A 26,924-nucleotide genomic window follows, 5' to 3' on the forward strand; every position below is an offset into this window, starting at 1 on the left:
GAACTGTGCCGATAAAGGACAGTGAGTACTCATATACATTCGATTCCAGCTAAAAAGCTAAAATCACTTACCGGAGCACCTGAATTGATGAGGTGGCTGACAATTCATTTATGGGTCGTTACATACCTGAGCTGCCTTTTCATAAGTGGTTGTTCTGTAAAACAAGGTGCGCATTTTTCTATCGCTCCCGAACTAGATCAAAGCAAAATCGAAGCCATTTCCAAGTCTGCCAGTCTGAGAAATCACTCCCATAAAAATAAGACGTCTGATGTCGCAAAAGCTGACCATTTCAGGGTTACCGGCTTCAATAAACGAGCAGAAAATCATCAAAGGCATCAGAACGCTTCAGAAAAAACAGAGCCCATTCTTGAATTTGACGAGTTTGAAGATTTTCATTCCATCGAATTAGCGGAAAGGGAATTCAATCCGCAAACAGAATCTCAAATGGAACTGGAAATTCCTCTTGTAGCGCAGAAGCCTGTGCTATCTGATCTCACGCCGACTGAGACGCCCGAAATCCTCAGTGAAAGCGAAGTGATTTTTAATACAAACATCAATTATGAGACCGAAGAAAAAAAGACAGAGTTACCGAAATCAAAATCGCCTCAACTGGTTGAACTTGGTCTGACACCGCTTTCTCAGTTAACGATCAATATCAAGCAACCGGCAGGAGAGTTACCCCAAAATACCGCTGCAGAACATTTAGATAAGATTCCAGCCCGTCAAGTTGTGATGGGAGAATCACGAAATTGGGCGGTCACAACAAAAGAGTGGGAAGCACCGGGGCTTGTTTATAATCCGCTTTATTTTGAAGAGCCTTATCTAGAAAGATATGGATATAATTACGGTGCACTTCAGCCATTTATTTCAGCAGGTCGCTTCTTTGGTCGAATTCCTGCTCTGCCTTATATGATCGGTGCCTATCCCATACACGAATGCAGATATCCTCTGGGTTATGCTCGTCCAGGAGACTGTCCCCCATATCAGGTTGAAAAACTTCCTTTCAGTCCGCGTGGAGCATTATTTGAGAGTCTGACTGTCACAGGTCTGGTGTTCCTGATTCCTTAGTTGAATCGTTAACTGAACTTCCAATGCTGTTCTCTACAAGTGAGTTTTTTGAGCCGATCTTCGTTGACTGTGATGCCCAGTCCTGGGCCTGCTAATGGTGGAGCAAACCCTCCCCATTTAAATGATATGTCTTCATTAATCACGTTTTCGGTTAATAGATAACGATCATAGCTTCCCTCCAAAAACGTGATTCCCTTGACGGCTGATGCGAGATGTCGACCAACTGCCGAAAGGATCCCCGTTTCACCAACCTGACATCCGAGTTGATATTGTCGTCCTGACTGCTGAGCCAGATGTGCTATATCCAGAGTTGGAATGATCCCTCCCAACTTTGAGATACGGAGATTAAAAGAATCACAATAGCCGTTCGAAATAGCCGTTTCTGCATCAGACATGCTACATAATGACTCATCGAGCATAACTGGGATTGAGATCTCATTTACGATATTTTTCAGAGATGAGATTTCACAATGTGGTACAGGTTGTTCTAGAGAGCTAATCTGAAATGATGCGAAGTCGGCGGCTTTTTGTTCGAGTATTGCTCTGGTCCATGCTTCATTTGCATCGACTCGCAAATCCATCTTGCTGCCAAGAAATGATCGACAATGTTTCAATAACGTTCGATCATCAATCTCTGGAATTCCTACTTTCACTTTGCAATGTTTGAATCCAGTGAAACGATACATGATTGATAGTAAATATTGTTTCGCAGGCCGCATGGAAGTGAGCACAGCACTATAACGAACGGGCTGATGTGGTTGAAACAGGCTTTGATGCTGTTGCAGATGTTTGAAAATTGACGAAAAGGATTCGCCGCTTGCTCGAGTCGCTGCATCAATCAGACTGACTTCCAGAGCACAACGAGCAGCGTTTCCAAAGCAGCCTCTTCGTGTGTATTCAGGTTCGGCACCTGCTAACTTCGGTAAAGCGATCTGCTGGCAGATCTTGACCAATTCATCCAATGAATTCCAATCAGCACCCAATAATGAATGAAAATCTGTATTTTCATAGTGAGAAAAAACAGAATCGACAGTCTCTCCTGTTACATACTCGCGTGGAACAGACTCACCCCAGCCGACCGTCCCATCTTCTAATTGACAGCGAATGATAATGGAATCCGATTCCGAGCGACTAAATGATGCGTGCTTGATTTTCCGACGTAATGGGATTCGTACCTGATATGCCGAAAGTTTGGCAATTCTCATAGTCTTTGTTTTAGGACCTTCATTAACTCTATATCTTATTGAGACATACGTGAAATATTGGGGGTGACAGGGTTTCGTAAAAGTGCTATGACTCCTATTCTGAATGGATTTGGATGTTTTCGCAAGATGGAGGCGATCGTGGGCGTTCCCCTTTCCCAAATGTGGACCGTAGCAAAGTATGTTTTGACACAACGCATAAAAGGTGTAAAGCGTTATCCGCTGGTATTGATGCTGGAGCCCCTGTTTCGCTGCAATCTCGCTTGTGCCGGTTGTGGTAAGATTCAATTTCCCTCGCATATTTTGAAGCAGCATTTGAGTCCTGAGCAATGTTTTCAAGCCGTTGATGAATGTGGTGCTCCGATTGTCTCAATTCCTGGTGGCGAGCCATTATTACATCCTCAAATGCCAGAAATTGTTGCTGGGCTCATTGAGAGAAAAAAATTCGTTTATCTTTGTACAAACGCAATCTTACTCGAAAAACATTTAGCGAACTATCCGCCTTCGAAATATCTCACATTTTCGATTCATCTGGATGGGATTCGAGAAGACCACGATGCAGCTGTCTGTCGAGATGGCATCTACGATAAAGCGATCAGTGCCATCAAAGCTGCCGTTAAAGCAGGGCACCGTGTGACGACGAACTCGACGCTCTTCGATAATGCAGATCCAGAGCGTGTACGACAAATGTTTGATGAGTTAGCAGAATTAGGGATTGAAAGCATGATGCTCTCTCCCGGGTACCAATATGAGAAAGCGCCTGACCAGGAGCATTTCTTAAAACGTAATCAGACGATTCAAAAATTCCGAGAGATTCTCGCAACTCCGAAAAAACAGTGGAAATTTAATCATTCGCCATTATTTTTGGAGTTTTTAAAAGGGAACTGGGAGTTAGAATGCACGCCGTGGGGTAATCCGACCTATAACATTTTTGGCTGGCAAAAACCCTGCTATCTTTTGGAAGAAGGCTATGCAGGTACCTTTGAAGAGTTGATGAGTTCAACTCGGTGGGAGCAGTATGGTCGCAAAAGTGGGAACTCGAAGTGCCGTGATTGTATGGTGCATTGTGGACATGAACCTACGGCAGTGGATCAAACCTTTTCCTCATGGAGTGGCTTTTTGAAAGTGGTTTCGCTTACGTTATTTGGAGCGAAAGATTCCAACAAACCAATTCGAGACTACTCGACTGATAATATTCCGGCCCCACATTATACTGTAGGGGATCGTGAACTAGTTCAACTGGAATTCACGCCTGCGGAAGATGAATCATGTGAAGAAGAGGCATTGAATCTTTCAAGCTAAGCGTCTGTACTTTTTTGTTTTTAAACTACGAAAAGCATTTCGGCTCACGTGCTTCTCAATTTGCAGATAAACAAATCAATGCATTTACGATTCTAAGTGCAAGACGAGCTATGTAACTCTTGCATGGAATGGCAAAACAATAATCTTTTCGTCAGGCTAGACGAATTCCATAAGTCAGTCGAATAACGGTTTATTCTAAATGATGTCACTACTCATCTAAGTGGGCTTGCTAGTTGTCAGAATCGTGCAGGATATATTAGTATTCTGAACATATTTTAGCAACCAGTAAAAAAGTACATCAGCTTACATTCTTAATTGAATAGATAAAATGAAAATTCATCAATTTGCTTTAGGTGGAAGTCAACTCACTGATGCATTGCGATATTTTGCATTAATTATGGTGACAGTCGGAGGGTTTACATATTACTCGCCAGACTTGATGGATCTGTTACCGAAACACTACGAAGTTGATGAAATAAATTATAAAGAAGAAATATTTGAGTACTTGGTTGAACAAATCGGAGAAAATACTGGGCAATCTGTTTCTGTAAAATTCAAACCTTATGAGTATTACTATAGCCTCGCACCAAATGAAACTTCGAGAGCGATTCAACCTGCTGAAGTAATTTCTCTATTCTCCAATCAAGAAAAAAATGAAAAGTTGGAAGTAAGATTTCAAACATTTTACTATGGCCCTGAAGATCATAAAGAACGTACAGGCGATGATGGAAAATATCTCGCACAACTAGACAAACATAAAATTCTTTTTAAGCGATTATGTTCCGAACATAGAGATATTAAAGTGAGAGGGTATGTAAGTAATGAGAGTGGAACAGTGCTTGTTAGAAAAAGGGATTCTCAAAAAAAATATACCGAACAAGAAATAGAGAAATTACTGGTTGAAAAAATATCCAGATTAGTACTTATTTGTCAGTATTTAACATACGAAGATGTTGATGGAGTTGAGCATCGTGTCGATATCACAACAGGTTCAGATGAGATAGAAAACGCGATACTACACTGTGATCGGTTTACAAATATATCTAAAATTAGAGTGAAGTAGTTTCAATAGCCTCTAAACGATCCCAAGAAAAAGTATTGTATATCCCAAACAAAGTGTTTGTAGTTTCTATTTTAACCATGAAAATTACGAATGATGACGACTTAAAATCATAAATGTTAACCTTAAAGGATGGGTTCTGAATTTAAGAGTTTTAAACTCATTTCCGTCGTTGAATTTAATCACGTTGCCGCAATTTGTAAGATTTTATCAGGCTGAGTTTCCGCGGTCTTGGGTTCAGTTTCTGTGATAATCCACACAATTCATAAAAATGTGTTTGACAAATTGCAAATCCACGATTACTATAAAACCAAATCTAAATAACCAAATATTATTGTGTAGATCAGAAATCAGTCAAGGATGCCCTATGGCCAGGCCAAAAGCGAAAGAAATAACTGAACGTGAGTTAGAGCTCATGCATGTTTTCTGGGATCGGAATCAGTCAGAAACCGAGACAGAATTAACCGTCTCTGATGTGCGTGACGCCCTGCAAAAGAAGGGACGCGATTTAGCTTATACCACTGTAGCAACTTTGGTCAGGATCCTGATGGAGAAGGATTTTCTGGAGCAGACGAATGAGGAGCGTCCTTTTCTGTACCGCGCAGTCCGTTCATTTGATGAAGTTTCCGGCAGTATGCTGGGCGATATGATTCAGAAAGTGTTTGGTGGCTCGCGTGAAAAATTACTGGTGCGGCTGATGGAGGAACGAAGGCTGACGAAAAAGGAACTCAAGGCTCTGGAAGACATTTTACGGGAGAAGCCCTAATGCATGACCTTGGTGTAAGCGTTGTCTGGTTGAGCCTGCAAGTAACCATTGTTGCTGTTGCCTCAGCTTTTTTGTATCTGATTTTGTGCAGTCGAGGCCCGTTGTTACGGTCGCTCGTGATTTCTTCATCGATGTTAATAACCCTGTTGTTAGCCTCGATGGCATTCAGTCCCTGGCCCAAATGGAGTATTGAAAGAACACAGCAGTCGATAGCTCAAGTCCCGCAAATGAATCAGAGGGTAATCGCCAAAGCAAACACAGTAGTGGCTGAATCTGATTCGATTAATTCAAATGTTGCGCCCGTCAAGTTAGAATCAGTGTGGAGTTCTGCCTGGAGTGGATTCGTAGCAGGTCTTGAAAATAAGCATCCTGTCGAAAACTTAGAGGAACCGTACTCGTGGCCTGCGATCATTGGGTTCTTGTTTCTTGGGGGGATCTCACTAGGGTTAACTCGTCTCTGTGTGGGCTATTTTCTTTTAAAACAAGAATTGAAGCATACGACTGATTTAAATGGCACCGACGTGCGGGAGCTCCTGGATGGTCTTTTAAGGGAGCACAATTACTCGTCAACAATTCGTTTGCGCGAGACTCAACGATTAGCAACAGCAGCGGTTGTTGGCTGGTGGCGTCCGGTGATCTTGTTGCCCCATGCTTGGCGCACATGGTCTGTTGATCAAATGACTGCAGTATTGACACACGAACTGTCACACATTCTTCAGAGAGATTTCTTGTCCAATCTTTGTGCAGAGATTAGCCGGTCGATCTATTTCTATCATCCATTAATGCATTGGCTGGCGGCACGGCTACGGCTGGAACAGGAACTTGTCGCTGATGCGGAGGCTGCACGTTCGTCAGGAGGCACGGATTCGTATTTAGTGATTCTCGCCGAGATGGCAATGGCACAATCCAATCGAAGTGTGCGGGGACCTGCCCGCGCATTTTTACCCACACAGTCCACTTTTTTAAGGCGAATTGACATGCTTAGAGATAAAGCTCCTTTTAGAGGAACCGTCACTCACACGACTCGTGTTGTTGCTGTCACATGTATTATGTTAATTGGCATTGTGGCTGTTGGAATTCGGGGGGATCGAATTATTCAGGCACAGGACACTGCTCCCAAAGTGGGGATCTCTTCGAAACAAAAGGTTGAACAGAGCAAATTGAGCATGGATTATGTTCCCAATCATGCTCTGGGAGTAATCGCAGTACGACCGGCAGAGATTCTTTCAGAAGAGGTGATGAAACCAATTCGAAATTTGCTTGATGCAGAAGAACGTAAGCAGCACGGCTTTAGTGTGTTAGGACTGAAGTTAGCTGAGATCAATGCTGCGACAATCATTTTTTTACCTCCAGAAGCTGATAAGAAATTACCTGAGTCAGTTGCTGTGATTCAAACGAAGCAAAAAATCGATCGCAAAAAATTGATGGAGAAATTCAGTCGGAGCCAACTGATTGAAACGACCTACCTGGATAAATCATATCACAAAACAAGGGCTGTCAATGGTGAATCATTGTTGTTTGTAAATGATCGAACGGCGATCGTTGCCAACAAAGAGAAATCGCTTCAACAAATTGTTCAAGCGATGCAGCATGGTGGTTCGAATCGCTGGTCAAAGCAATGGCAGACTGTTGAAAATAATTCTCTGGCAGCACTGTTTAATATTCGATTGGCTCGTGAGATTATCTGGAAAAATCAGTCAAATCTAGTGATCATCAATCCCATGATTCAGGGGCTTGTCTCTCCAATCTGGGAAAATACTGATGTTTTATTACTAGGCTTAACTATAAACAAAAAGATTGATCTGACATCTATGTTATATCAGGAAAAAAATGGTGAGAGCATCAAAAAAACTCTGGAAGCAATTCTCACGCTCTCATCAAATATGCTTGACCAAATGAAACAGAATATCGGTAGTAACAATGTACAAGAGCGATTGTCACTGATGTCTTTGATGGACATTGCCGAAAAGATGATCAAGTCAACGAAGGTGACTCAAAAAGGTGAAAACATCAGTTTCACGATATCGCTGCCAGATGATTCTGGTATTCAGATGGTTGCTGTCCTTTTACCCGCAGTTTTGCAGGCGCGTGAAGCAGCCCGCCGTACCCAGTCCATGAATAACCTGAAGCAAATTATGCTGGCATTGCATAATTATTATACAGTTCATAAACACTTTCCTCCAGCAGTTGTTATCGGACCGAATGGCAAAACTCCCCACAGTTGGCGAGTGGCAATCTTGCCGTATCTGGGACAAGAAGCATTGTACGATGAGTATCAAAAGAACCAACCATGGGACAGCGAGCAAAATCTCAAAGTACTTGCGAAAATGCCGGATGTGTATCGAAGTCCTGCTGAAGACGGCACTACAAATAATACATCCTATTTTGCTGTCGTAGGTAAGAATACAGCGTTTGGAAAGAGTTCCAAAGTTACTGGTTTCGGTGCAGGGGGAGGGGACGGCGCTGCCGGTGGTTTCGGAGGATTCGGTGGTAAAGGAGGAGCTGGTGGTAAAGCAGGAGGAGTTGGTGGTAAAGGGGGGGCCGGTGGCGGTGCAGGAGGAATTGGTGGTAAAGGAGGGGCTGGTGGCGGTGCTGGAGGAGCCGGTGGCGGCCTATTCGGTGGAGGAGGAAGGGGCCGTCGTCAGAGGGGAGTGAATGATAAAAGCGGTGTGAGTTTTATCGATATCACAGATGGTACATCGAACACCATTGCCATTGTTGAAGCAAAGCGAGATATTCCATGGACAAAACCGGAAGATATCAAATTCGATGGTAAGAAAATACCGAAATTTGGTGGCTTTTATCAAGGTGGTTTTATTGCCGGGTTCTGTGATGGTTCAGTCAGATTTCTCTCAGAGAATATTGATCAAAAGACATTGAAGAACTTGCTTACAATCAACGATGGTTACCCTGTAAAAATCCCATGAAATCATTATTGATGTGAATGGAATTTTATACTCATCCGAGAGAAATGGGTGAGTACGATTAGAGCAACTACTAGCTTGAGTCAACTCAAGATTCAGTCACCGGGAACTGAAAAGATTGATGTGGTCACCATATGATGACTGCTAAAGTCGAACGCGTCCCGGTGCTTCTTCTGGTTCACTGAATGAATCAGGAGAGCGAAATGGGTTTTCTAATGGTTCGTCTTGAATGTCATTGGCTGGAATGGTTTCTGGTTCTTCAAAGCCGATTTGTGTGGGCTTCCATTCTGGTTCAAAGCCTGGATTGCCTTGCGACCAGTCTGGTTCTTCGAGTTCAGCAACACGGGATTCTATGCGTGTGGGGCGTCTGAGGGAGGCTTCTCTTTGGGGGGGCTGATTGGGAAATCCCGATCCAAGATCTAAAACCGGGTATCCAGGAATTTGTGGAAGTCCCCAAACTTCATTGGGAATACCTACGGGATTCACATCAATGTTCGCCATGGTCATCGTTAAAACAATTCCAGCTTGGGGCCAGTCCAGTTTGATCACATGCGGTAGTGTTGCCCCTGAGTTATTACAAACGCGGTATTCACCCAACGTCGCAGTCGCGATGCGTTGTCCCCGACTGTCATACAACGATTGCTCAATAATATTTCCCGTGCAAAGGTTAACAACCAGGATTTTCTGAACCAGTTTGCCATTTGGTAGCAGACGGTCTGAGATCAGTTTGATGTTTGGAGAGTTCTGACCTTCTTTTTGAATGGAAAGTTCTTTTTCATTTAATGGCACCACCCGCAGGGCTTCAAGTAACCAGTTTGGTTCAAAGGGAATATTTAATTGTGAACCCATTGATTGATACTGGTCATGCCGAATTGTAAAGACTCGTTTTTGTTCATTCCGCTTAACCCAGAACCAGAATCGTTCATTGTTCGATCCAAAGTCCACTTCTGCTCCCAGGGGAGAGCTGGCACGTAAGCGGAACCGTTTTGGCTGTTCCACAGCCAGCATGGCATTTAAACTGATCGGAATGCCACCTTGCTGTCGTGCACGAATTTTGACATTCGACGCTTGCCAACCATAGACGCCATTCGTTTGCGAGTTCAGGTGGTTGATAATTTGTGTGTAGCTGGCATTTGGTGGCAGGACACACTCAGGGGCTTGTTGTGGAAGAAATGTTCTTACAGAGGAACAAGATGTAATCAATAGAATAAAGAGGATCATGATAGTGCTGTGCACGACACTGAAAACTCGAGCATATCGCTGCGGGTGCGTTGCTGTTTCTGTTCTTCCCTGAACATTAAACATAGTCGTGATCCGTTATCGGGGATGAACCCCTTATTCCCAGTCTTCAAATAATTGTGTATTTAGTTGTTGTTGCAGTTGTTCAATTTCAGATTCTTCCAGGCTCTGATCACGAATCTCGAAGTTTCCTTCTCCATGCGTTCCTGATAATTGGAGATAAGATGTCTGATCTTCATTTCGTGAGCCATCTAATTTCAATCGGCGTTTTTGCACCAGAAATAGAGCAAGAACGTAGAGGAATTTTTCCTGAATTTGGTTGGGGTTTTCGTATAGTTGTTCAAAGTATTGCATTAACGCGTCGGCATCGACTTTTTTAGGGCCTTGTGATGTTGGCTCCGGCACTTGTAATTTCCATTCACCTACTGCACCTTCCGGAGGTCCGTCCCACGCATCGTGTGAATAGTCAAGTCGTACTAGTTGTCCATTTTGCTCGACAATCACGGAATGGACTGTTTCACCTGGAGTAAATTCTTTTCCTGTAGCCGAGCACGATTTTCCTAATGGCTTTAAATGATAGTCCATTTAAAAAACTCGAAGCTAAAAACTCGAAATCGAACTTCGTGAGGCCGTTCTAAGCCAAATGATGGGTTCGTTTGATAATCTTGGTCGAATACTAGCCTATAACACGATTTAGCTCAAGATGAGTCTGGCAGCTGTAAACAAGCTCGTTTTGCAGAAACTGGAGTTTTATATTTGCCTTAAAGTATTGTAAATCAGAGTGTTATGAACCCGTAAAGAATTTGTCTGAGGAGCCACCCTCTTTGACAATAGGGATCTCGATCCGAGAAGCACATTTAGGACAATGACCGGCATAAGCAGTCTTGTCATGATTCATGTAGATGTGGGAATAGACGTTACAGCACTTGAAATGGACACCAACATGTGATCGTTGGGGAGCATGCGAGTCACGTTCCTCTGTCATGATCGACTCCAGTCAAATTCAATAAAGTGAAATCACTCCAATGAGTTTCACATTATTTACGAGAATTCGCTGAATAAATCAAGAGACACTGATTCGAAGTGAGGGCTGACTACTTTTGATTCGCCAGCGTCAGCATAGCCCGTGCACGATCTTGATCTCGTTCGCGGGCATCACATTGATCATCACCAATAGCCGGTCTGGCTAGTGCCTCTTCTAGAAGTTTTTCAGCTTCTGCGGCGTCCAGTTCGCTGATGGGAAGCGCTTGTTCTGTCAAAACGGAAATGACGTTGCCTTGAACTTGTAAAAAACCACCATCAATAAAGTAATTGCTCTCTGTTCCATCTGTAGATTTGTAGACAAGTTCACCATGGCCGAGTCGACCGACCATCGGCATGCGGCCTGGTAGAATCCCGATTTGTCCATCAAACAAAGTACATCGCAGGCTCTGGATCGAGAGATCTAACAGAGTTGTTTCCGGTGTCACTAATAAAAAGCGAAATTCTTGTGCCATTGGTGGTCTAACCACATTTTGAAACAGGTCGTCAAATTGAATTTGTGGTCGGAATACCCGACCACAATATTAAATCAAAGTCTATTTATTCTTCTGCCATTCTCTTGGCTTGTTCTTCAGCTTCTTCTACGGAACCAACATACATAAATGCGGCTTCAGGAAGATGGTCCCACTTACCAGCACAGATTTCTTCAAAGCTGCGAATCGTATCTTCCAGTGGAGTAATTTTTCCTGCTTTACCGGTAAACACTTCAGCAACCAGGAATGGTTGTGATAAGAATCGTTCGATACGACGTGCGCGGTGAACGACCAATTTATCTTCTTCACTTAATTCATCAACACCTAAAATGGCGATGATGTCTTGAAGTTCACGATAACGTTGCAGAGTTTGCTGAACCTGACGGGCCACTTGATAGTGACGTTCTCCCACATATTGTGGGTCCAGAATACGACTTGAAGAGGCGAGCGGATCAATCGCCGGGTAAATACCCTTTTCAGAAATCTTTCGTTCCAGATAAATGAACGCATCCAAGTGGGAAAACGCTGTGGCTGGAGCAGGGTCGGTGGGGTCGTCAGCAGGCACATAAACCGCCTGCACACTGGTGATGGCTCCATTTTTTGTTGAGGTAATTCGCTCTTGGAGTTCACCCAGTTCTGTTCCCAGGGTGGGCTGATAACCGACAGCACTCGGCATACGTCCCAACAGCGCCGATACTTCACTTCCTGCTTGTGAGAATCGGAAGATGTTATCGACGAACAGCAGAGTATCAGTCCCCGTGGTATCACGGAACCATTCTGCCATAGTCAAGGCAGAAAGAGCAACTCGCAGACGTGCTCCTGGAGGCTCATTCATCTGTCCAAAGACCATACAGGTTTGCTCAATCACAGAACGGTCTGTTTGACCAATTTTTGTTTCCTGCATTTCCAGCCAGAGGTCGTTTCCTTCACGGGTTCTCTCCCCCACACCAGCGAATACAGAATAACCACCATGAGCACTGGCGATTCGAGCAATTAACTCGGTCAAAATCACAGTTTTGCCAAGTCCGGCTCCACCGAACAAGCCTGCTTTTCCACCACGTACAAAGGGGGTGAGCAGGTCAACCACTTTGATACCTGTTTCAAACAGTTCAGTCTTTGCGCTCAGGTTATCTAATTCAGGGGCATGACGATGGATGGGCCAACGTTCTTCAGTCTTCACCTCACCGCGACCATCAACAGGGTCGCCAAGCAAGTTAAAAACGCGGCCTAATGTTTCTTTTCCGACAGGAACTGAGACAGGTGCACCGGTGTCGGTGACGTTCATTCCCCGGACCATACCATCGGTTGACCCCAGGGCCACACAACGGACACGGCTACCACCCAGGTGCTGTTGAACTTCACCGGCCACTTTGATTTCCACGCCTTTAATCGTCTCATCTACAATAAGTGCATTATAGATTTCAGGCAATTGGTCTTCAGGGAACTCAGCATCAAATGTTGAGCCAATGATCTGTGTGATTTTACCAATTGTTTTTGTTTTACTGGCTTCCGTTGTCGCCATTGATTTGTCTCTACTTTCTGATGTTAATCAATTTGTAAAAATACAAAGTGCCCACTCAGGGCAGGTCGGAAATTACTCCAAGGCAGCGGCACCACCAATGATTTCAAGAATTTCCGAAGTAATTTGTGTTTGTCTTGCACGGTTATATTGAGCAGACAGAGTGCCTACCATATCGTTGGCGTTTTCAGTAGCACCTTTCATGGCAACCATCCGTGCAATCTGTTCGCTCACTGCTGCGTCCAGGAAGCATTTGAATAAGCGTGCTTTAAAGGCTGTTGGAACAATTTCTTCCAGTATTTCCTGTGCAGAGGGAAGAAATTCATAATCGTATTTTTGAGATCCTGAAGATTCTGCTTCAGATGATTTTAATGCACCAATTGGGAGCAGTGAATGTACAACGGGTTCTTGTTTGGATGCAGAAACAAACTCGGTATAAGCGACATCCAGTCGATCGATCTTGCCTTCAATATATTCAGTAATATAGCGACTGGCCAGCTCATCTACTTCTTCAAAAGTAGGGCGGTCTTCAAAGTGTGTGTAAGTTTGAGACGCAGAAGTACCTTGAAATTTCAAAAAGCTGATACCACGTTTTCCGGAGACTTCCAATCGTACGTTTTGTCCGCTTGTTTCTAATTCTTGATAGCGTTTCAAGGCACCTTTTAGCACACCCGAGTTGTAGCCACCACAAAGTCCACGATTCGAAGTGAGAACCAATAGGACAGAATTTTTCTCAGTTTCATGCTTTTCAAGTAATGGATGATGAAACTCAAGATTTGCTTGAGAAAGATCAGAGACAAGCTCAGAAATCTTTTGAGTATAAGCGGCAGCCTCCGAAGCGCGGTCCATAGCCTTCTTGAATCGCGCAGTGGCGATCAATTCCATAGTCCGTGTGATTTTACGGATATTTTTAACCGCTTTTAAACGTTTTACGATGGCACGTGCTTTGGCCATTAGATTTTGAACCTGTTTTTGATGATCTATATCAAGTGATTAAATCACTGAGTCGGTTTACGGATTTTTTCGTTGAAATTGTTCGATGAAGGTGGTCAATACTGATTTCAGCTGTTCGATCGTGTCGTCTTCCAGTTTACCAGTCTCTGTAATCTTATCTGTGATTTCAGGGTATTGATCATGAATGAACTGGAGCATTTCAGATTCTGCTTGTTGTACCTGAGGAATCGGAACGGTATCAAAGTACCCTTTCGTACCGGCATACAAACTCACAACCTGATCGGCCATCGGCATCGGCTTAAACTGTGGCTGCTTCAATAATTCAACCATTCGATAACCACGATCAAGCTGAGCCTGAGTCGCTTTATCGAGTTCGGTACCCATTTGTGCAAATGCTTCCAGTTCACGGAAAGCGGCAAGGTCTAGTCGCAAACTTCCCGATACGCTTTTGGTCGCTTTGGTTTGAGCATTACCACCCACACGTGAAACACTGATCCCTACGTTAATCGCAGGACGAATTCCGGCAAAGAATAAGTCCGGTTCCAGATAAATCTGACCGTCGGTAATCGAAATCACATTTGTCGGAATATATGCCGACACTTCACCTTCAAGCGTTTCAATGATCGGTAGAGCAGTCATGGAACCGCCGCCAAGTTCATCACTCAAACGAGCAGAACGTTCCAAAAGACGACTATGACAGTAAAAAACGTCCCCAGGGTAAGCTTCACGTCCGGGAGGACGTCTCATCAATAATGACAACTGGCGATATGCTTGAGCCTGTTTGGAAAGGTCATCATAAACAACCAGAGTATGTTTGCCCTGGTACATGTAATGTTCGGCAATCGCGGCACCAGCATAAGGTGCAATATATTGTAACGGAGCAGGGTCACTGGCAGAAGCACTGACGACAACGGTGTAGTCCATTGCACCATGTTCTTGAAGTTGATTGACAACACCTGCAATGGTCGCAGATCTTTGCCCACAACCCACATAAACACAGATGACGTCTTTGCCTTTCTGATTGAGGATTGTGTCGATGGCAATCGCCGTTTTTCCTGTTTTACGGTCCCCAATAATCAACTCACGTTGACCTCGACCAACAGGGGTCATGGCATCGATCGCTTTGATCCCAGTTGCCAGCGGTTGTGTCACTGGCTGTCGGGCTGCAACACCGGGGGCAGCAACTTCCAAAGGTCTGGATTCAGTTGCGACTATGGGGCCCTCTCCATCAAGTGGATTACCAAGAGGATCAACGACTCGTCCCAGTAAGCTGTCACCGACAGGGATCGAAAGTAGATTGCCCGTACTCCGAACTTCATCACCTTCAGCGATGGATAAATAGTCGCCGAAGATAATAATTCCGACAGAGTTCTCTTCGAGGTTGAAGACCTGTCCTCTAACCCCATTGGAAAACTCAACCATTTCACCAGACATGGCAGAGGAAAGACCGTAAACGCGTGCGATACCATCGCCCACTTCAAGGACTCGTCCTACCTCACTCGTCTCGATTTCGCCGCGAAAGTCTTCAATTTCCTTCTGGATGACTGAAGCGATCTCGTCCGCTTTGAATTTCATGTATGCTCCTATTGCTCAATCGTCCGCGTAATTGTTTTAACCGCGTACGCAGTGAACCGTCATAGACTGTGTCATCAACTTGAATTACAAGACCACCAATTACAGATTGGTCTATTGATGTTTCTATTACTGGGGAAAAACCGAGTGCTTCGTTCAAACATTTCTCAATGTTTGTCAGATTTTGTTCTGATAACTCAAATGCAGACCGAACAGAGACTGCCTTTTTTCCGGCTTCTGTATCGCGCAATGTCTTGATTTGAGTAAAGATCAGAGGTAGCAGCTCCAGTCTTTCATGACGAGCCAGAACTCTCAGGAAGTTTGTGAGAAGTTCTGAAGCATGGGGAGCGAAGACACGATCCACCAGGCTTAATCGTTCGTCTTTGTTGAGTGCATTTGACATCAACATTCTTCCAAACACTGGTTGCTGAGTCATGGCGAGGTCGATAATTTCAGTAAACTCTTCGATTACGGAATCTCTCTCCGATTCTTTAATCGAACCAAGAAATGCTTTGGAATAAACCTTCGCGACCGATGTGGCGCTCGGGTCTTCCATTACACTTGGTACATGAGTTTTTACTTCTTTCTGATCGTTCACGCGAACCATAACTCACAGCTAAAGGAATATTGATTCAATCTACACCCACTTCATTTGAATAAAATGGGTCTCTTAATTGTTAGTTAGAACTTCCTGAAATCTGAGACAAAGCCTCTTCAATCAGTCGCTCACGGTCGGATTCATTTAATGCTCGTCCTAAGACTTGTTCGGTTGCATCAATGACTCGACCATTTAATTGATCAAACAGATCTTTCAAGGCCAGTTCGCGAGCTCGCTCAATCTCATCAAGTGTATGAGTCTTGATTTTCTCTGCTTCCTGTCGTGCCTGTTCAAGGATGTCCTGTTTGATACGATCTGCATCAGAACGAGCTTCAACCATCATTGCTTGAATCTCATCCTGAGCAGCTGCTATTTTTTGTGCATGTTCTTTAACTAATTCTTCTGATTCTCTTTGCTTTGATTCTGCTTGATCAATTGCGTTGACAACTCTTAATTCTCGGTCATCTAAAGCTTGAATGAGCGGTCCCCAGGCAAACTTTTTGAGCACAAAAATAAAGATGACGAAAACAATAAATGACCAAATGGCCAAGTCCGTTTTCCAGCCCAGCGGAGCCCCTGTCGCATGTCCTGCATCTTCAGCCGCATATAATGAGGCTGAAGAATCAATGAGTCCACTGCCCAATATGATGCTGCCCATTATGATCAGCATAATGAAACAACGGCTTGTACAAAGACTTTTCAACATGATTAAAGACTCTCGCATTGTCATCAGAAGAATTGGTTATGAAATCGTTCTCAAATGCTTGAGCACGGGTTTCTTCAGTAAAACATGGACACAAAAATTGGAATTCATCAGATCATGCAGATGATGAGGGCGAAGAATGCTGCACCTTCGATCAACGCTGCAGAAATAATCATTGCTGTCTGGATTTTACCAACAGCCTCTGGTTGTCGAGCAATTGCTTCTACAGCGGAACCACCAATTCTACCGATGCCGAAACCAGCACCGATAATGGTAATTCCCGCACCAAGGGCTCCTAGTGAAATTCCACCACCTTCTCCTGCTTGTGCCATTGCAGGAACAGCTGTGGCCAATACAACAACACATGTCATGTACATAATCCGTAAAGCCTGGATCATTGTTTTTATCCCCTGACCTTTCTCAACGAGGAACACTCAAACGAAATATACTAAGCAAGTCTGTAATAAAGCTCTCTGTTCCTCTAGTGAGGATGTACAGCGGCTCCAATAAACAGAGTTGCAAGAAACGCAAAAACATATGCCTGTAGGAACGCAACGAAGAGTTCCAGCAAGCCAACTAATATTTGGGCAATGATGCTTGAAGGCATCACGATCGCCCATAATCCTGAATCCGCGGTCATCGCGATGAATCCCAGAAAAACTGCAATCACAGTATGACCAGCCATAATGTTGGCAAATAAACGAATTGCCAATACTGCATGTTTAATCAAAAAGCCGGCTAACTCAATGACCCAGATCATGGGTAATAAAGTGAGTTTCATGAAAAATGGAAGCTCCATGGAGGGCGCTAAAGATAACCAGAATTGAATAAAACCCTGTTCTCGCGTCCCATACATGATAACCGTACAGAACGTCGTAAACGCCAGTGCGATTGTCACATTTAATTCTCCTGTTGCAGATCCCATCCACGGGAAAACTCCCAGAAGATTACAAATCAATACATAAAAGAAACAGGAGAGCACAAAAGGCAAGTATTTATCAGCAGAGTGTCCGACTTTGGGTTCTTCGTGGTGCCCATGATCATCATCATGGTGGTGATCAGAGCCAATTGTGGGTCGAACCACTTCGTCGCGCATATAGATGACGAGCGATTCCCAGAAGTTCCACCAGCGACCTCTTACGACTTGACCACCGGCAGCATGTTTAGCTAATCCACGAAACACAAAGAACAGAAAAGTAACAGCTATTAACTGTAGCAGCATGAACTTTGTAATTTGGAACCCGAATAGGCTCGGCAACTCGAGGTGAATTCCCCAAGGGAGCTCGAAGTGCGGAAAATCGCGAACATGATGAAAATGATCAGTGTGACCGGCGGCCATTTTTTTAGCTCAATTCCAAAAAAATCTAACTCGATACATTGTTTAGGCTAATTAACTTCGGCAGATTACCGAATGATCAACAAGGTTTCAACCAATAGAGACGCAAAGTAACAAATCAATAACCAAATCAAAAATTCGGGTAAACCAAAATCAGATCTGAGGTTCAATATCAACACAGTTCCGATACCAACGATCATTAATCGAACTAAAGTCGAGATCGCCATTACTGCAACGGGAGCCGCTTCGCGGAAGAATAATCCCGAAATGAGCAATACGATAATCCCGGGTATCAGGCAGAGAATCGTAGCGTAAGCGAGTCCTTCAACTGCTTTTGTTCCGATGCTCAAATAGGCAGGTAAGCAGAGAAGAACAAACAGGCCAATTAAAACGCCCGCAAGAATGCCACACTGTTTTATCGGGTTTTTACTTTGCGAAGGAGCTGAAGAGAGCATGATGTTAAAGTTGATTCTTGCTGTCTATCTAGTCGATAAAAATTCGTTTTTAATGAGATTCTATAATTGCGAATTATTTATATTATTGATCAGTTAATCTACTTCTATCTTTTCATCTGAGTTTGACTCAGGTTGATTCGATGAGGGACTTTTACTCTTTCGATCTTTACGCTCTGCTTCTTTAGTCATTCGTAATAAATGTGTCAATCCACAGCCAAAACCCAGAAAGGCACCGATGGCCGTCATCACAGGTTTTGTTTCCCACTTTGTATCGAGCCAATGGCCTAATAAAGCAGGTAATGCCATTTCTAAACTGATTGTTGTCAATCGACTGACCCATAAATGGGCCTCGGCGAATGACGAACGTTTTTGCCGATCAGGAGTAGGGTCAGGATGCGGCATTTTAGATGCTTTCAATATTGAAGCAGAGCAATATTAAGCTTGCGAAATCAAATACGAAGCAAACCTGAGAGTGACTTTAAGTAGATCACCTTGTTGAGTCAAAGTGATCGGCTTATCGAAATTGCTGAATCTAAATTTTCTCAAAAATGAAATTCCGTATGTTGAGGTCCTAAATAGCTTATAAAGCAAGACCAATCGTCTTGGAACAAGGTGCGGGTACACCCTCAAAATCTTCTGACAGGCTTTCAGGCGTCTCGCTTTTTTAGAGATCTCAAATTCTTGTGATGAAGCGATTTGTTTAGTGTCGCTACGATTGAGCTGACTAGCCAGGACGATGTCTGCTTGTATTAGGTTTCTATGAAATTTTGACAAGGCTAAAATTATAAGTACCATTGATGTAACGGGATATGACTAAATGCGGACTTGTGTTATGCAAATCAGGATAGTCGAATAGTTGATTTTTATGACCTTTCGTGTTAAAAACGTTTTTCATGTTGTTAAGAGTGATTTGAGTGTCACAAACTTTGAGGAGACACGAAAGTCATTGATAATAAGTTCGTCTGACTAACCTACTTCAGGTTGTTGGGTGATCGAATCAAAGCTCTTAAAGTTGCAATTCTGATCAAGGGAGTCAGCCTAGTAGCCTTTACTTTAGCGAACAGCGGTTCCTGATTATGAGAATTTTTAATAGTGGCTTTCTGTTCTGGGGAGAGTAGCGTCCTGGTCGAAATTTGATTTGACGTTTACATATTGTTCATTACATTCTGATCGTATGAAATAAAGGATTCGATATTACTGCGATATTCTGAATGTACTGGAACGGGGCAGATGTGCTAAAACTTAACCTGATTGTCATGGATGACTAAGGCGATATTAAGACACCGACCAGTGTCTTGGTTGATACTTGGGAGTCCGTTCCTAATGTCCCCGGCAGTCATAAAAGCTTTAGAGTGTCAAACGCGTCGTGATCTTGCTGCAACTGCTAAATCTCATGGAATTGCCGGCTGGCATGGCATGAGAAAACAAGAGTTGGTGAAAGCAATCGCAAAAATCAAAACTGCAAAAGCAAAGCCGAAACCCAAAAGTAAAAGCGTTCCTGTCACCAAAAAAACATCTCGTTCTGTTACTCCTAAACCTGCGGCCGTACCGGCTTTACCCTCACAATCTTCTTCAAGCCACTTAGCTCCTTCCGAGCATCAGGCAAAGATACAAAAACTGCTCAAATCAAACGGGCAGAGTTCACATAATGACAAAATCCTACCGACTTCAGAATCTTCTGAAACCAAGCTGACTGCGGTGGTGAAAGATTCCCATTGGTTACTGGCGACATGGACAGTGACTCAGGGAAGCTTAGACCGTGCCAAAGCAGCTTTAGGGGCATACTGGTATCAGGCCGTTCCCGTCATTCGTATTTATGATATTACGACAAATGAAAACAGTCGCACCAGTAAAGCGTATGTCAAAGACGTTGAAATCAAGATCGACTCCGGGCTGTGGTTCGTGCAAATCGATCAACCAGCTCGGTCGTATAAACTCCAGCTTGGTTTTGTGACGCCACAAAATAAGTTTTTCGGCTTAGTTTACTCTCATAAATTAACTCCTCCAATGCCTGAAGTCTCTGAAAAAGGAGGCAAAACAAAACGGGCACTCGACAGTAATTACTCAGCCACTCGATCCAGACGCTATACGTCGCGGAACGAGAACGGCGGTAGCGCTGCCGCAAGACTCGCACTGCCTTTGACGCTCGATTCGAATGGTGGTTCCAATGGATCCCGTAGCAAAAAAGCAAAGCGAGAGTTCCATGTGGAAACGGAATTACTCATTCATGGGACCTCAGACCCGCAAGCAGAGGTCACATTATTAGGAGAGAAAATCCCGGTTAGCAAAGAAGGGCGGTTTGCCCTGCGTCTCAGCCTACCCAATGGTAGGCAGGTAATCCCAGCCGTCAATACCTCTTCGAATAAACGTAAGCAACAAACTATTGTGCTTGCGATTGAACGTAATACCAAAGATCTCGAGCCCGTTCAGCTCGACGAGTAAGGAAATCGCGCTCGCAACGCCAAATGACTGACAGAGAGCGCTTCTCTGTCAGTCGGCGTTTCCGTAATAGACTTCAGTGGTGAGACCCGTTTTTTCCTTCACCTTTTCCGCAATCTCATCAACTTGCGCAGAACTAAGCGAAGTTACATAATCTTCTGTTGTACGACGTGCTATCGTATAAACCTGAACCAGCTTAATCTCGCCTCCTGACTCAATCACTTCGTTGAGCCGATCACAGTACGCGTCGATTTCTGCTGCATCAGGTGGTTGCTGATTCACCAGCATAAACAAGCTCTGAATCACAATCGGTCGCTGTTTCGCGACGAGTGCGATGTTATCCAGAATCTGTTGAAATCGAATTTTGGTGCGATCAATGGTTTTGAAGTAGCTCTCCGTGCCGGCGTCAAGCTTGGCCCAGATCTCTCCTTGATTTTCATCTAATAGTTTGAGTGCGTTTTGGGTACTTTCCCGATGGAACATACTCGCATTGGTGATTAATACCATTTTGACATCATGCGCTTGATGCTTCTTTTTCAAGTCGGCCACTTCTTTGACAATGTTGTCAAAATTTTTGTAGGTTGTCGGCTCTCCATCGCCCGAAAATGCGATATCGTTCAGCCTTCGCAGCGCTTCAGGCACCGTAGCAAACTTCGGATCTTGATAAATTTCCCCACTCATGACGAACTTCAGCATGTGATCAAGCTCTGCCAGCAGCTGTTCGAAACCGACAAAGCGGGTTTCCGATTCTTCCCTGCGATCAACTTGACAGTAAATACAGTCAAAATTACAGATTTTGTCGGGGTTGAGATTCACACCGATCGAAATTCCCTTACTGCGCCGGGATAAAACCGGGTAAACAAACTTATTCTCGTGATAAGTTCGTTGATGCTGCGAGTGCAGAGGCAGTGATGATGATGGCATAGTTCAATTTCCAGAACAAAGTACTCGACTTACTCTTTTTATATGACTGGTATCTCAGAAAGACAAGTGGAACTTGATTAGTTATCACTCAAGGCAAACAATCTGTACATCTTACTGCGATTTACCATAAAAAATGCGGTAACGACTATACGAAGCCGCTACCGCATTTGTAGTTAAATTTACCGCAGGTGGGATTAGACTTCTTTCGAATCAATCCAGCTCATCATGCGGCGAAGTTCTTTACCAACTGCTTCGATGGGATGCTGTCGATTCAAGCGTCGAATCGCTTTGAATGAAGCCTGGTTCGCTTTGTTTTCCAGCAACCAGTTCTTGGCGAATTCACCATTTTGGATCTCTGTCAGAATCTGCTTCATTTCTTTGCGGGTTTCCTCAGTGACGATACGAGGGCCACTGGAATAGTCGCCATACTCGGCTGTATTGGAAACGCTGTATCGCATGTAGTTCAATCCACCCTGGTAGAACAGGTCAACGATCAGCTTCAATTCATGCATGCACTCAAAGTATGCCATTTCAGGCTGATAACCAGCTTCAACGAGTGTATCATAACCGGCTTTGACCAGTTCACTGACACCGCCACAAAGAACGACTTGTTCGCCAAACAGGTCGGTTTCTGTTTCTTCTGCAAAGCTCGTTTCAATCACACCACCACGAGTTCCGCCGATTCCCTTCGCGTACGCGAGAGCCAGTTGGCGGGCACTATCAGAGGCACCTTCGACCAAAGCAATCAATGAGGGAACGCCACCGCCTTGGACATATTCGCTACGAACCAGATGCCCCGGACCTTTCGGAGCGACCAGAGCAGCATCAACACCAGTAGGTGGAACGACCTGGTTAAAGTGGATGTTAAACCCATGCGAGCAGAGCAGCAGATTTCCCTTACTCAGATTGGGAAGAATTTCGCTTTTGTAGAGATCGCCCTGAACTTCATCAGGTAGCAGAATATTGACTAAGTCACCCGCTTTGGTGGCTTCCGCAAGAGGCACGGGATCAAAGCCATGGCTGACAGCCAAATCGTAATTTTCGCTCCCTTTGCGTTGTCCAATAATGACATTGCAGCCACTGTCGCGAAGGTTTTGAGCTTGTGCATGTCCCTGGCTTCCGTAGCCGAGAATCGCGATGGTCTTGTCTTTGAGCAGCGACAAGTCTGCGTCATCATCGTAATAAATTGTAACTGCCATAATCCTGATCTCTTGTATTGATGTAATGCTGAAAGAAGCAGAACCGGTTCCACTTCGATTAGAACTTCTTTAGTCAAATCGTTGCCATCAAACATTCTTTTAGGCAACGCTCTGCGTTGTGGGACAAAACAGCCGTGAATAGTTAGTCTGCTGTTTGTCTGGTGGAATGATTAAACAGTTTCCACTGCCTTTGAACCAGAGTCTGCTTTGACTGTTTCGGAACGTAACAGTGCGATTCGTCCTGTACGCACGATCTCCAGAATTCCAAAAGGCCTCATCACATCGATGAATGCATTGATCTTGGATTCCTGACCTGAGATTTCGATCATCACGTTTTCAGAGCTCACGTCAACGATTTTCGCACGGAAAATGTCGACTAATTCACGAATTTCTGATCGTGACGTTCCCGAGGTCGAGACTTTCATCAGCATCAGGTCACGCTCTACATAGTCCTCGCCGGAAAAATCGACCACTTTCACAACGGTTACCAGCTTTTCTAACTGCTTTCGGACCTGATCCAGTTTGTTGTAATCCCCTACGACAAAGGTAATTCGGGAAAATTCGGGTTCTTCCGTTTCACCGACAGCCAGGCTCTCGATGTTAAACGCACGCGAAGCGAGCATGCCTGAAATATGGGCCAAGACACCCGGTTGGTTCATGACTAATGCAGAAAGAACGTGTTTCATCCCAAAACCTTAATGTGTAATTCAATCAAAAACAGGGGTAACGTGAAAATCACCGAAGCGTTTAGTTTAGTCTTGTCTCAGAGCACGAGCAAGTCCCGACGTCGATATCTCAGTGCACTCGGCTGAGGATCAGGCGGGTTAGACCGATTATGTGCCTCTCTCATCAGTGGACTGGACAGGGGAAAGCCGAAATGGGTTCGTTTTGACTTCCCGGCGGGGGGAGTCTTTCATTTTGTACATTCAGTCAATACCATGGTTTTGACAGTCGAATGTGACTCTGTTTTAATAGTCAACCAGTTTACCGCTGATTTTTTCTCCTTATATCTGATCGAGAGCACGGATGACTCAAAACTGGCGATTTGCTCCTCACGATGAATCTCAGGTCCGCCGTCTCAGTGGGGAAATGCGGATCTCTCCACTTCTTGCCCAGGTCTTAATTGCAAGAGGACTTCAAGATGCAGCTGCGGCGCGGAGCTTCATTGACGCTAAAATGAACGACCTGCTGGAGCCCAGTTCCATGCCGGGCATCGAAGACGCAGCCGACCGCGTGATCGCCGCGCTAAATGCCAAACGTCGCATCACCATTTACGGCGACTACGATGTGGATGGCATGACCTCCACCAGCATTCTGCTCCAGTGCTTAACATTAGCAAACGGAGAGTGCGACTATTACATTCCCAACCGTCTGGAAGATGGATATGGATTAAGCTGTGACTCGATTCAAACATTGCACGAAGAAGATCCACAGCGGCTCGTCATCACCGTCGATTGTGGAATCACCAGTGTGAAAGAAGCGGCACTCGCCAAAGAGCTGGGGCTGGAGCTGATCATCACCGATCATCATCAAATGAGCGATGAACTTCCCGAGGCGGCGTGTCTGGTACATCCCCGCTTGCCCGGCAGTACGTATGAATTTCCTCATCTCTGCGGGGCAGGGGTTGCTTTAAAGTTGGCCTGGGCCGTGTGTCAAAAATTGGGCGATGGTCAGAAAGCATCGCCTCAAATGCGCGAGTACCTCAAGTGCGCAGTCGGGTTGGCAGCGATTGGAACCGTGGCGGATGTCGTTCCCCTGCTCGGTGAAAACCGAGTGCTTGTGAAATACGGTTTAAGCGCCTTCACCGAAAGAGCGCCGTTAGGTTTGCTGGAACTCTTGAAAGTCGCGGAAATCAAGCCCGACCAGAAACTCGATACCGAAGATATCGGCTTCGCCATTGCGCCACGCTTGAATGCCGCAGGTCGACTGGGGCAGGCAAGGCTGGCTGTCGAACTGTTAACCACCACAAATCAGGATCGCGCGACTCAGTTGGCGGCTTACCTCGACGAGCTGAATAAAAATCGCAGAACCGTGGAACGGCGGATTCTCAAACAGGCCAAAGAAATGGTCGATGAGAATGAAGACTGGGCCGACCATGCGACACTGGTCTTAGCGCATGCAGACTGGCATCCCGGCGTGATCGGCATCGTCGCCAATCGAGTCGCCGAGCATTATGAAAAGCCAACCGTCATGATTGCCCTGGATGCGAACTCGCAAACTGGACAAGGCTCCGCGCGGTCGTTTGCAGGCTTTGATTTGCATGCCGGCTTCACAGGTTGTTCCGAACACCTGATCCGCTTTGGCGGTCATCAGGCAGCCGCCGGACTCAAAATCGCGGAAGAGAAAATAGAGGACTTCCGACGCGCGTTTGCCGAATTTGCAGCCTGTGCGCCACAGCCCTCTGATGAAGAGTTACAGATGCGGATCGACGCCGAAGTCTGTTTAAACGAAATCACAAAACAGGCAGTGCAGGAGCTGGACCGCCTTGGACCATTCGGACAGGAAAACCCACGGCCCCAATTTGTAGCGACCCGCGTTGATCTCGCAGAGCCGCCGCGCACGATGGGAGAAGGGGGGCGGCATCTTTCATTGGTCTTCCAGCAACACAAAACCAAGATCCGCGCGATCGCCTTTGGCAAAGGCGAATGGGCCAACCAGATGCAGGAAGACGGCGGTCCATTCTCCATCAGCTTCGCTCCCAGCATCAATAAATTTCGCGGTTTCGAAAATGTGCAGTTGCATTTGAAAGATTGGATCTCCGAAAAATCAACCGCACCACTACCTTCCTGATCTTCAGTGCTCATTTTGAACTTGACGCCGCCGTGCAGAGAGTGAAACTCCTGATTTATGTCTCGCGCGCGCGAGGGAAAAAATTCGGAATGCTGAAGACTTCTGCCCCTGTGGATGTCATCACTATAAAACCCCCTCGTTTGAGCAAGCTTTCAAAAATCGCTAGCAAAACCGGTTCCCGATCTTCACTAATTTGACTACCGATTTGCACCCTGGATGAGCTCAAATCGTGTTTCCACTCGTCACGAATTAACCAACTCTCAGACAAAACTGCGCAAATATCAAACTTGACCACCTCCCGCCATTCGCGATGATAGTTGAGGTTCAAACAACGAACCTTCCAACAACAAGAAAGAAAGGAGCTAAAACGAAAAAACAAACACCACATAACAGATCCTCCTTGAAAGGAATCAAATCAAACACACCAGGCAGCCGCAACAAAGCACTGCAATTGCTGCAGCACAAAGACTGCCCAACAGATTCTACCCGATAGACACGAACAGATCGGAGATGAAGATTGTGCAGGTGTTGTAAGAACTGAAAGTCAAAGCATTGAGATCCAGAATTCGTTGTAGTGTTCCCTACTCGGTGCAGGACAGAGGTTGGAATTACAGTGAATCATTCGAACTAGAGTCGGGGCAGCCATTGCTCTCCATGCGCTTGTTCGGTGTCCTCTCGAGAAGCCAGAAGGCGATACCAAAGCTGATATACTCGACGAGTATAATAAGCCAGTTGATGTTGGCAAAAAATGAGATAAACATGACAACAAGAACTGCTATCAGAGAAACTATCGCAACAAATATCCTCCTGCGATAACTACCTTTCATTCGAGCCAAAGTTATTGTTCCTGCAATCGCGATCGGAAGATAGACGCAGATCCAAATACCATAGTAGAATCCGACTGCCCCAGCAAACTTCGGATCTCCTCGATCTAGCAACATCACTAAGATCCAGATCACACCCCACCCACCAAGGAAGTAGCCAAATAAAAAAAGGAACGGTGCAAACAGTTTCATTTCTTCACCGAACTTGTTGTTTATCTATAATCCCTTGTTTATGTGTTGTGCTGATAGGGATCAAAAATGTGCAAATGACCGATTTTGTTTCGATATGATGTCACAGAGGCTTAATACTTCTCATTAACGTTATGAAATATAGGGGAAACTCATCATTCAGGAAACAACCCGTTTCCTTTATCTCATAAACCCCATTTGATTTTCGCTTAAAAACTATTCACGGCTTGATTTGGGTTAATTGTAGTAACTTGATCAGCACAAATCTATTTTGTGTCGAATATTTCCTGCTTGCCTGAAGTATCAGGGCTCAAGGAAACAATAATGGACCAGGTCTCTTATTGGTT

Annotated in this window: 25 protein-coding genes; 7 read left to right on the forward strand and 18 right to left on the reverse strand. The window is 44.8% G+C overall.

The genetic code is table 11. From position 1 onward, the window contains the following. Positions 1-87 precede the first annotated feature (87 nt). Positions 88-1,068 carry a hypothetical protein gene (locus V144x_RS13815; RefSeq protein ID WP_144985736.1) on the forward strand — a complete coding sequence of 327 codons (981 nt, stop codon included), beginning with the start codon at positions 88-90 and terminating at the stop codon, positions 1,066-1,068. Between the two features lie 8 nt (positions 1,069-1,076). Here V144x_RS13815 and V144x_RS13820 read toward each other — a convergent pair whose 3' ends face one another. Beyond that, on the reverse strand, positions 1,077-2,273 hold the full coding sequence (locus V144x_RS13820; protein WP_144985737.1) for a mandelate racemase/muconate lactonizing enzyme family protein: 1,197 nt from the start codon (positions 2,271-2,273) through the stop codon (positions 1,077-1,079). Positions 2,274-2,411: 138 nt separating this feature from the next. Here V144x_RS13820 and hpnH point away from each other — a divergent pair, with 138 nt between their 5' ends. From hpnH to V144x_RS13840, 4 genes are all read left to right on the forward strand, one after another. Beyond that, a complete protein-coding gene (gene hpnH / locus V144x_RS13825) occupies positions 2,412-3,572 on the forward strand; it encodes an adenosyl-hopene transferase HpnH (protein ID WP_390620813.1) in 1,161 nt (386 codons plus the stop codon). A 328-nt stretch (positions 3,573-3,900) separates the two neighbouring features. After that, positions 3,901-4,635, forward strand: a complete 735-nt coding sequence (locus V144x_RS13830; protein ID WP_144985738.1) for a hypothetical protein — start codon at positions 3,901-3,903, stop codon at positions 4,633-4,635. 364 nt (positions 4,636-4,999) lie between these two features. After that, a complete protein-coding gene (locus tag V144x_RS13835) occupies positions 5,000-5,398 on the forward strand; it encodes a BlaI/MecI/CopY family transcriptional regulator (RefSeq protein WP_144985739.1) in 399 nt (132 codons plus the stop codon). Beyond that, the gene (locus V144x_RS13840; RefSeq protein ID WP_144985740.1) at positions 5,398-8,325 is read left to right on the forward strand and encodes a M56 family metallopeptidase; all 2,928 of its coding nucleotides are present in this window, start codon (positions 5,398-5,400) and stop codon (positions 8,323-8,325) included. Before V144x_RS13835 ends, V144x_RS13840 begins: the two co-directional genes overlap by 1 nt. A gap of 141 nt (positions 8,326-8,466) precedes the next feature. On the opposite strand, the gene V144x_RS13845 is transcribed toward V144x_RS13840, so the two are convergent. The 13 genes from V144x_RS13845 to V144x_RS13905 form a co-directional block, all read right to left on the reverse strand. Next, positions 8,467-9,627, reverse strand: coding sequence for a hypothetical protein (locus V144x_RS13845; RefSeq protein ID WP_144985741.1), 1,161 nt, complete (start codon positions 9,625-9,627; stop codon positions 8,467-8,469). A 30-nt stretch (positions 9,628-9,657) separates the two neighbouring features. Then, a complete protein-coding gene (locus V144x_RS13850; protein WP_144985742.1) occupies positions 9,658-10,146 on the reverse strand; it encodes a hypothetical protein in 489 nt (162 codons plus the stop codon). A 199-nt stretch (positions 10,147-10,345) separates the two neighbouring features. Continuing rightward, positions 10,346-10,546, reverse strand: a complete 201-nt coding sequence (locus tag V144x_RS13855) for a hypothetical protein (protein WP_144985743.1) — start codon at positions 10,544-10,546, stop codon at positions 10,346-10,348. A 109-nt stretch (positions 10,547-10,655) separates the two neighbouring features. Further along, on the reverse strand, positions 10,656-11,057 hold the full coding sequence (locus V144x_RS13860) for a FoF1 ATP synthase subunit delta/epsilon (protein WP_144985744.1): 402 nt from the start codon (positions 11,055-11,057) through the stop codon (positions 10,656-10,658). Between the two features lie 85 nt (positions 11,058-11,142). After that, complete coding sequence (atpD, locus tag V144x_RS13865) at positions 11,143-12,597, reverse strand: F0F1 ATP synthase subunit beta (protein ID WP_144985745.1); 1,455 nt, start codon at positions 12,595-12,597, stop codon at positions 11,143-11,145. A gap of 72 nt (positions 12,598-12,669) precedes the next feature. Continuing rightward, positions 12,670-13,548 (reverse strand): ATP synthase F1 subunit gamma, encoded by an 879-nt coding sequence (atpG, locus tag V144x_RS13870; protein WP_144985746.1) that lies wholly within the window; start codon positions 13,546-13,548, stop codon positions 12,670-12,672. A gap of 57 nt (positions 13,549-13,605) precedes the next feature. After that, positions 13,606-15,123, reverse strand: coding sequence for a F0F1 ATP synthase subunit alpha (gene atpA, locus V144x_RS13875; protein ID WP_144985747.1), 1,518 nt, complete (start codon positions 15,121-15,123; stop codon positions 13,606-13,608). After that, a complete protein-coding gene (atpH, locus tag V144x_RS13880; protein WP_232102813.1) occupies positions 15,074-15,718 on the reverse strand; it encodes an ATP synthase F1 subunit delta in 645 nt (214 codons plus the stop codon). Before atpH ends, atpA begins: the two co-directional genes overlap by 50 nt. A 79-nt stretch (positions 15,719-15,797) precedes the next feature. Then, positions 15,798-16,424 carry a F0F1 ATP synthase subunit B gene (gene atpF / locus V144x_RS13885; protein WP_197993024.1) on the reverse strand — a complete coding sequence of 209 codons (627 nt, stop codon included), beginning with the start codon at positions 16,422-16,424 and terminating at the stop codon, positions 15,798-15,800. Between the two features lie 107 nt (positions 16,425-16,531). Further along, positions 16,532-16,819, reverse strand: coding sequence for an ATP synthase F0 subunit C (gene atpE / locus V144x_RS13890; protein WP_232098621.1), 288 nt, complete (start codon positions 16,817-16,819; stop codon positions 16,532-16,534). 83 nt (positions 16,820-16,902) lie between these two features. Next, positions 16,903-17,760 carry a F0F1 ATP synthase subunit A gene (gene atpB / locus V144x_RS13895; RefSeq protein WP_144985750.1) on the reverse strand — a complete coding sequence of 286 codons (858 nt, stop codon included), beginning with the start codon at positions 17,758-17,760 and terminating at the stop codon, positions 16,903-16,905. A gap of 65 nt (positions 17,761-17,825) precedes the next feature. Next, positions 17,826-18,212 (reverse strand): hypothetical protein, encoded by a 387-nt coding sequence (locus V144x_RS13900; protein ID WP_144985751.1) that lies wholly within the window; start codon positions 18,210-18,212, stop codon positions 17,826-17,828. Positions 18,213-18,305: 93 nt separating this feature from the next. Beyond that, positions 18,306-18,614 (reverse strand): AtpZ/AtpI family protein, encoded by a 309-nt coding sequence (locus tag V144x_RS13905; RefSeq protein ID WP_144985752.1) that lies wholly within the window; start codon positions 18,612-18,614, stop codon positions 18,306-18,308. A gap of 921 nt (positions 18,615-19,535) precedes the next feature. Between V144x_RS13905 and V144x_RS13910 the strand changes: the two genes are divergently transcribed. Then, positions 19,536-20,654, forward strand: a complete 1,119-nt coding sequence (locus V144x_RS13910) for a DUF4912 domain-containing protein (protein WP_197998925.1) — start codon at positions 19,536-19,538, stop codon at positions 20,652-20,654. A 48-nt stretch (positions 20,655-20,702) separates the two neighbouring features. Here the strand turns inward: V144x_RS13910 and V144x_RS13915 are convergent, their stop codons facing one another. From V144x_RS13915 to ilvN, 3 genes are all read right to left on the reverse strand, one after another. Beyond that, a complete protein-coding gene (locus tag V144x_RS13915; protein WP_144985754.1) occupies positions 20,703-21,575 on the reverse strand; it encodes a radical SAM protein in 873 nt (290 codons plus the stop codon). A 194-nt stretch (positions 21,576-21,769) separates the two neighbouring features. Further along, positions 21,770-22,774, reverse strand: coding sequence for a ketol-acid reductoisomerase (ilvC, locus tag V144x_RS13920; protein WP_144985755.1), 1,005 nt, complete (start codon positions 22,772-22,774; stop codon positions 21,770-21,772). A gap of 170 nt (positions 22,775-22,944) precedes the next feature. Then, a complete protein-coding gene (gene ilvN / locus V144x_RS13925) occupies positions 22,945-23,460 on the reverse strand; it encodes an acetolactate synthase small subunit (protein ID WP_144985756.1) in 516 nt (171 codons plus the stop codon). Between the two features lie 403 nt (positions 23,461-23,863). Between ilvN and recJ the strand changes: the two genes are divergently transcribed. Further along, complete coding sequence (gene recJ / locus V144x_RS13930) at positions 23,864-25,564, forward strand: single-stranded-DNA-specific exonuclease RecJ (protein WP_390620814.1); 1,701 nt, start codon at positions 23,864-23,866, stop codon at positions 25,562-25,564. 608 nt (positions 25,565-26,172) lie between these two features. Here the strand turns inward: recJ and V144x_RS13935 are convergent. Then, positions 26,173-26,580: a hypothetical protein gene (locus tag V144x_RS13935; RefSeq protein ID WP_144985758.1), complete on the reverse strand. Its 408-nt coding sequence runs from the start codon at positions 26,578-26,580 to the stop codon at positions 26,173-26,175. Between the last annotated feature and the right edge of the window lie 344 nt (positions 26,581-26,924).

Source organism: Gimesia aquarii (assembly GCF_007748195.1).
Lineage (GTDB): Bacteria > Planctomycetota > Planctomycetia > Planctomycetales > Planctomycetaceae > Gimesia > Gimesia aquarii.

Coding starts and splice junctions, on each gene's coding strand:
- V144x_RS13815 (WP_144985736.1), top strand. CDS start 88: ATGAGGTGGCTGACAATTCATTTATGGGTCGTTACATACCTGAGCTGC.
- V144x_RS13820 (WP_144985737.1), bottom strand. CDS start 2,273: ATGAGAATTGCCAAACTTTCGGCATATCAGGTACGAATCCCATTACGT.
- V144x_RS13830 (WP_144985738.1), top strand. CDS start 3,901: ATGAAAATTCATCAATTTGCTTTAGGTGGAAGTCAACTCACTGATGCA.
- V144x_RS13835 (WP_144985739.1), top strand. CDS start 5,000: ATGGCCAGGCCAAAAGCGAAAGAAATAACTGAACGTGAGTTAGAGCTC.
- V144x_RS13840 (WP_144985740.1), top strand. CDS start 5,398: ATGCATGACCTTGGTGTAAGCGTTGTCTGGTTGAGCCTGCAAGTAACC.
- V144x_RS13845 (WP_144985741.1), bottom strand. CDS start 9,627: ATGTTTAATGTTCAGGGAAGAACAGAAACAGCAACGCACCCGCAGCGA.
- V144x_RS13850 (WP_144985742.1), bottom strand. CDS start 10,146: ATGGACTATCATTTAAAGCCATTAGGAAAATCGTGCTCGGCTACAGGA.
- V144x_RS13855 (WP_144985743.1), bottom strand. CDS start 10,546: ATGACAGAGGAACGTGACTCGCATGCTCCCCAACGATCACATGTTGGT.
- V144x_RS13860 (WP_144985744.1), bottom strand. CDS start 11,057: ATGGCACAAGAATTTCGCTTTTTATTAGTGACACCGGAAACAACTCTG.
- atpD (WP_144985745.1), bottom strand. CDS start 12,597: ATGGCGACAACGGAAGCCAGTAAAACAAAAACAATTGGTAAAATCACA.
- atpG (WP_144985746.1), bottom strand. CDS start 13,548: ATGGCCAAAGCACGTGCCATCGTAAAACGTTTAAAAGCGGTTAAAAAT.
- atpA (WP_144985747.1), bottom strand. CDS start 15,123: ATGAAATTCAAAGCGGACGAGATCGCTTCAGTCATCCAGAAGGAAATT.
- atpF (WP_197993024.1), bottom strand. CDS start 16,424: ATGTTGAAAAGTCTTTGTACAAGCCGTTGTTTCATTATGCTGATCATA.
- atpE (WP_232098621.1), bottom strand. CDS start 16,819: ATGATCCAGGCTTTACGGATTATGTACATGACATGTGTTGTTGTATTG.
- atpB (WP_144985750.1), bottom strand. CDS start 17,760: ATGGCCGCCGGTCACACTGATCATTTTCATCATGTTCGCGATTTTCCG.
- V144x_RS13900 (WP_144985751.1), bottom strand. CDS start 18,212: ATGCTCTCTTCAGCTCCTTCGCAAAGTAAAAACCCGATAAAACAGTGT.
- V144x_RS13905 (WP_144985752.1), bottom strand. CDS start 18,614: ATGCCGCATCCTGACCCTACTCCTGATCGGCAAAAACGTTCGTCATTC.
- V144x_RS13910 (WP_197998925.1), top strand. CDS start 19,536: ATGTCCCCGGCAGTCATAAAAGCTTTAGAGTGTCAAACGCGTCGTGAT.
- V144x_RS13915 (WP_144985754.1), bottom strand. CDS start 21,575: ATGCCATCATCATCACTGCCTCTGCACTCGCAGCATCAACGAACTTAT.
- ilvC (WP_144985755.1), bottom strand. CDS start 22,774: ATGGCAGTTACAATTTATTACGATGATGACGCAGACTTGTCGCTGCTC.
- ilvN (WP_144985756.1), bottom strand. CDS start 23,460: ATGAAACACGTTCTTTCTGCATTAGTCATGAACCAACCGGGTGTCTTG.
- recJ (WP_390620814.1), top strand. CDS start 23,864: ATGCGGATCTCTCCACTTCTTGCCCAGGTCTTAATTGCAAGAGGACTT.
- V144x_RS13935 (WP_144985758.1), bottom strand. CDS start 26,580: ATGAAACTGTTTGCACCGTTCCTTTTTTTATTTGGCTACTTCCTTGGT.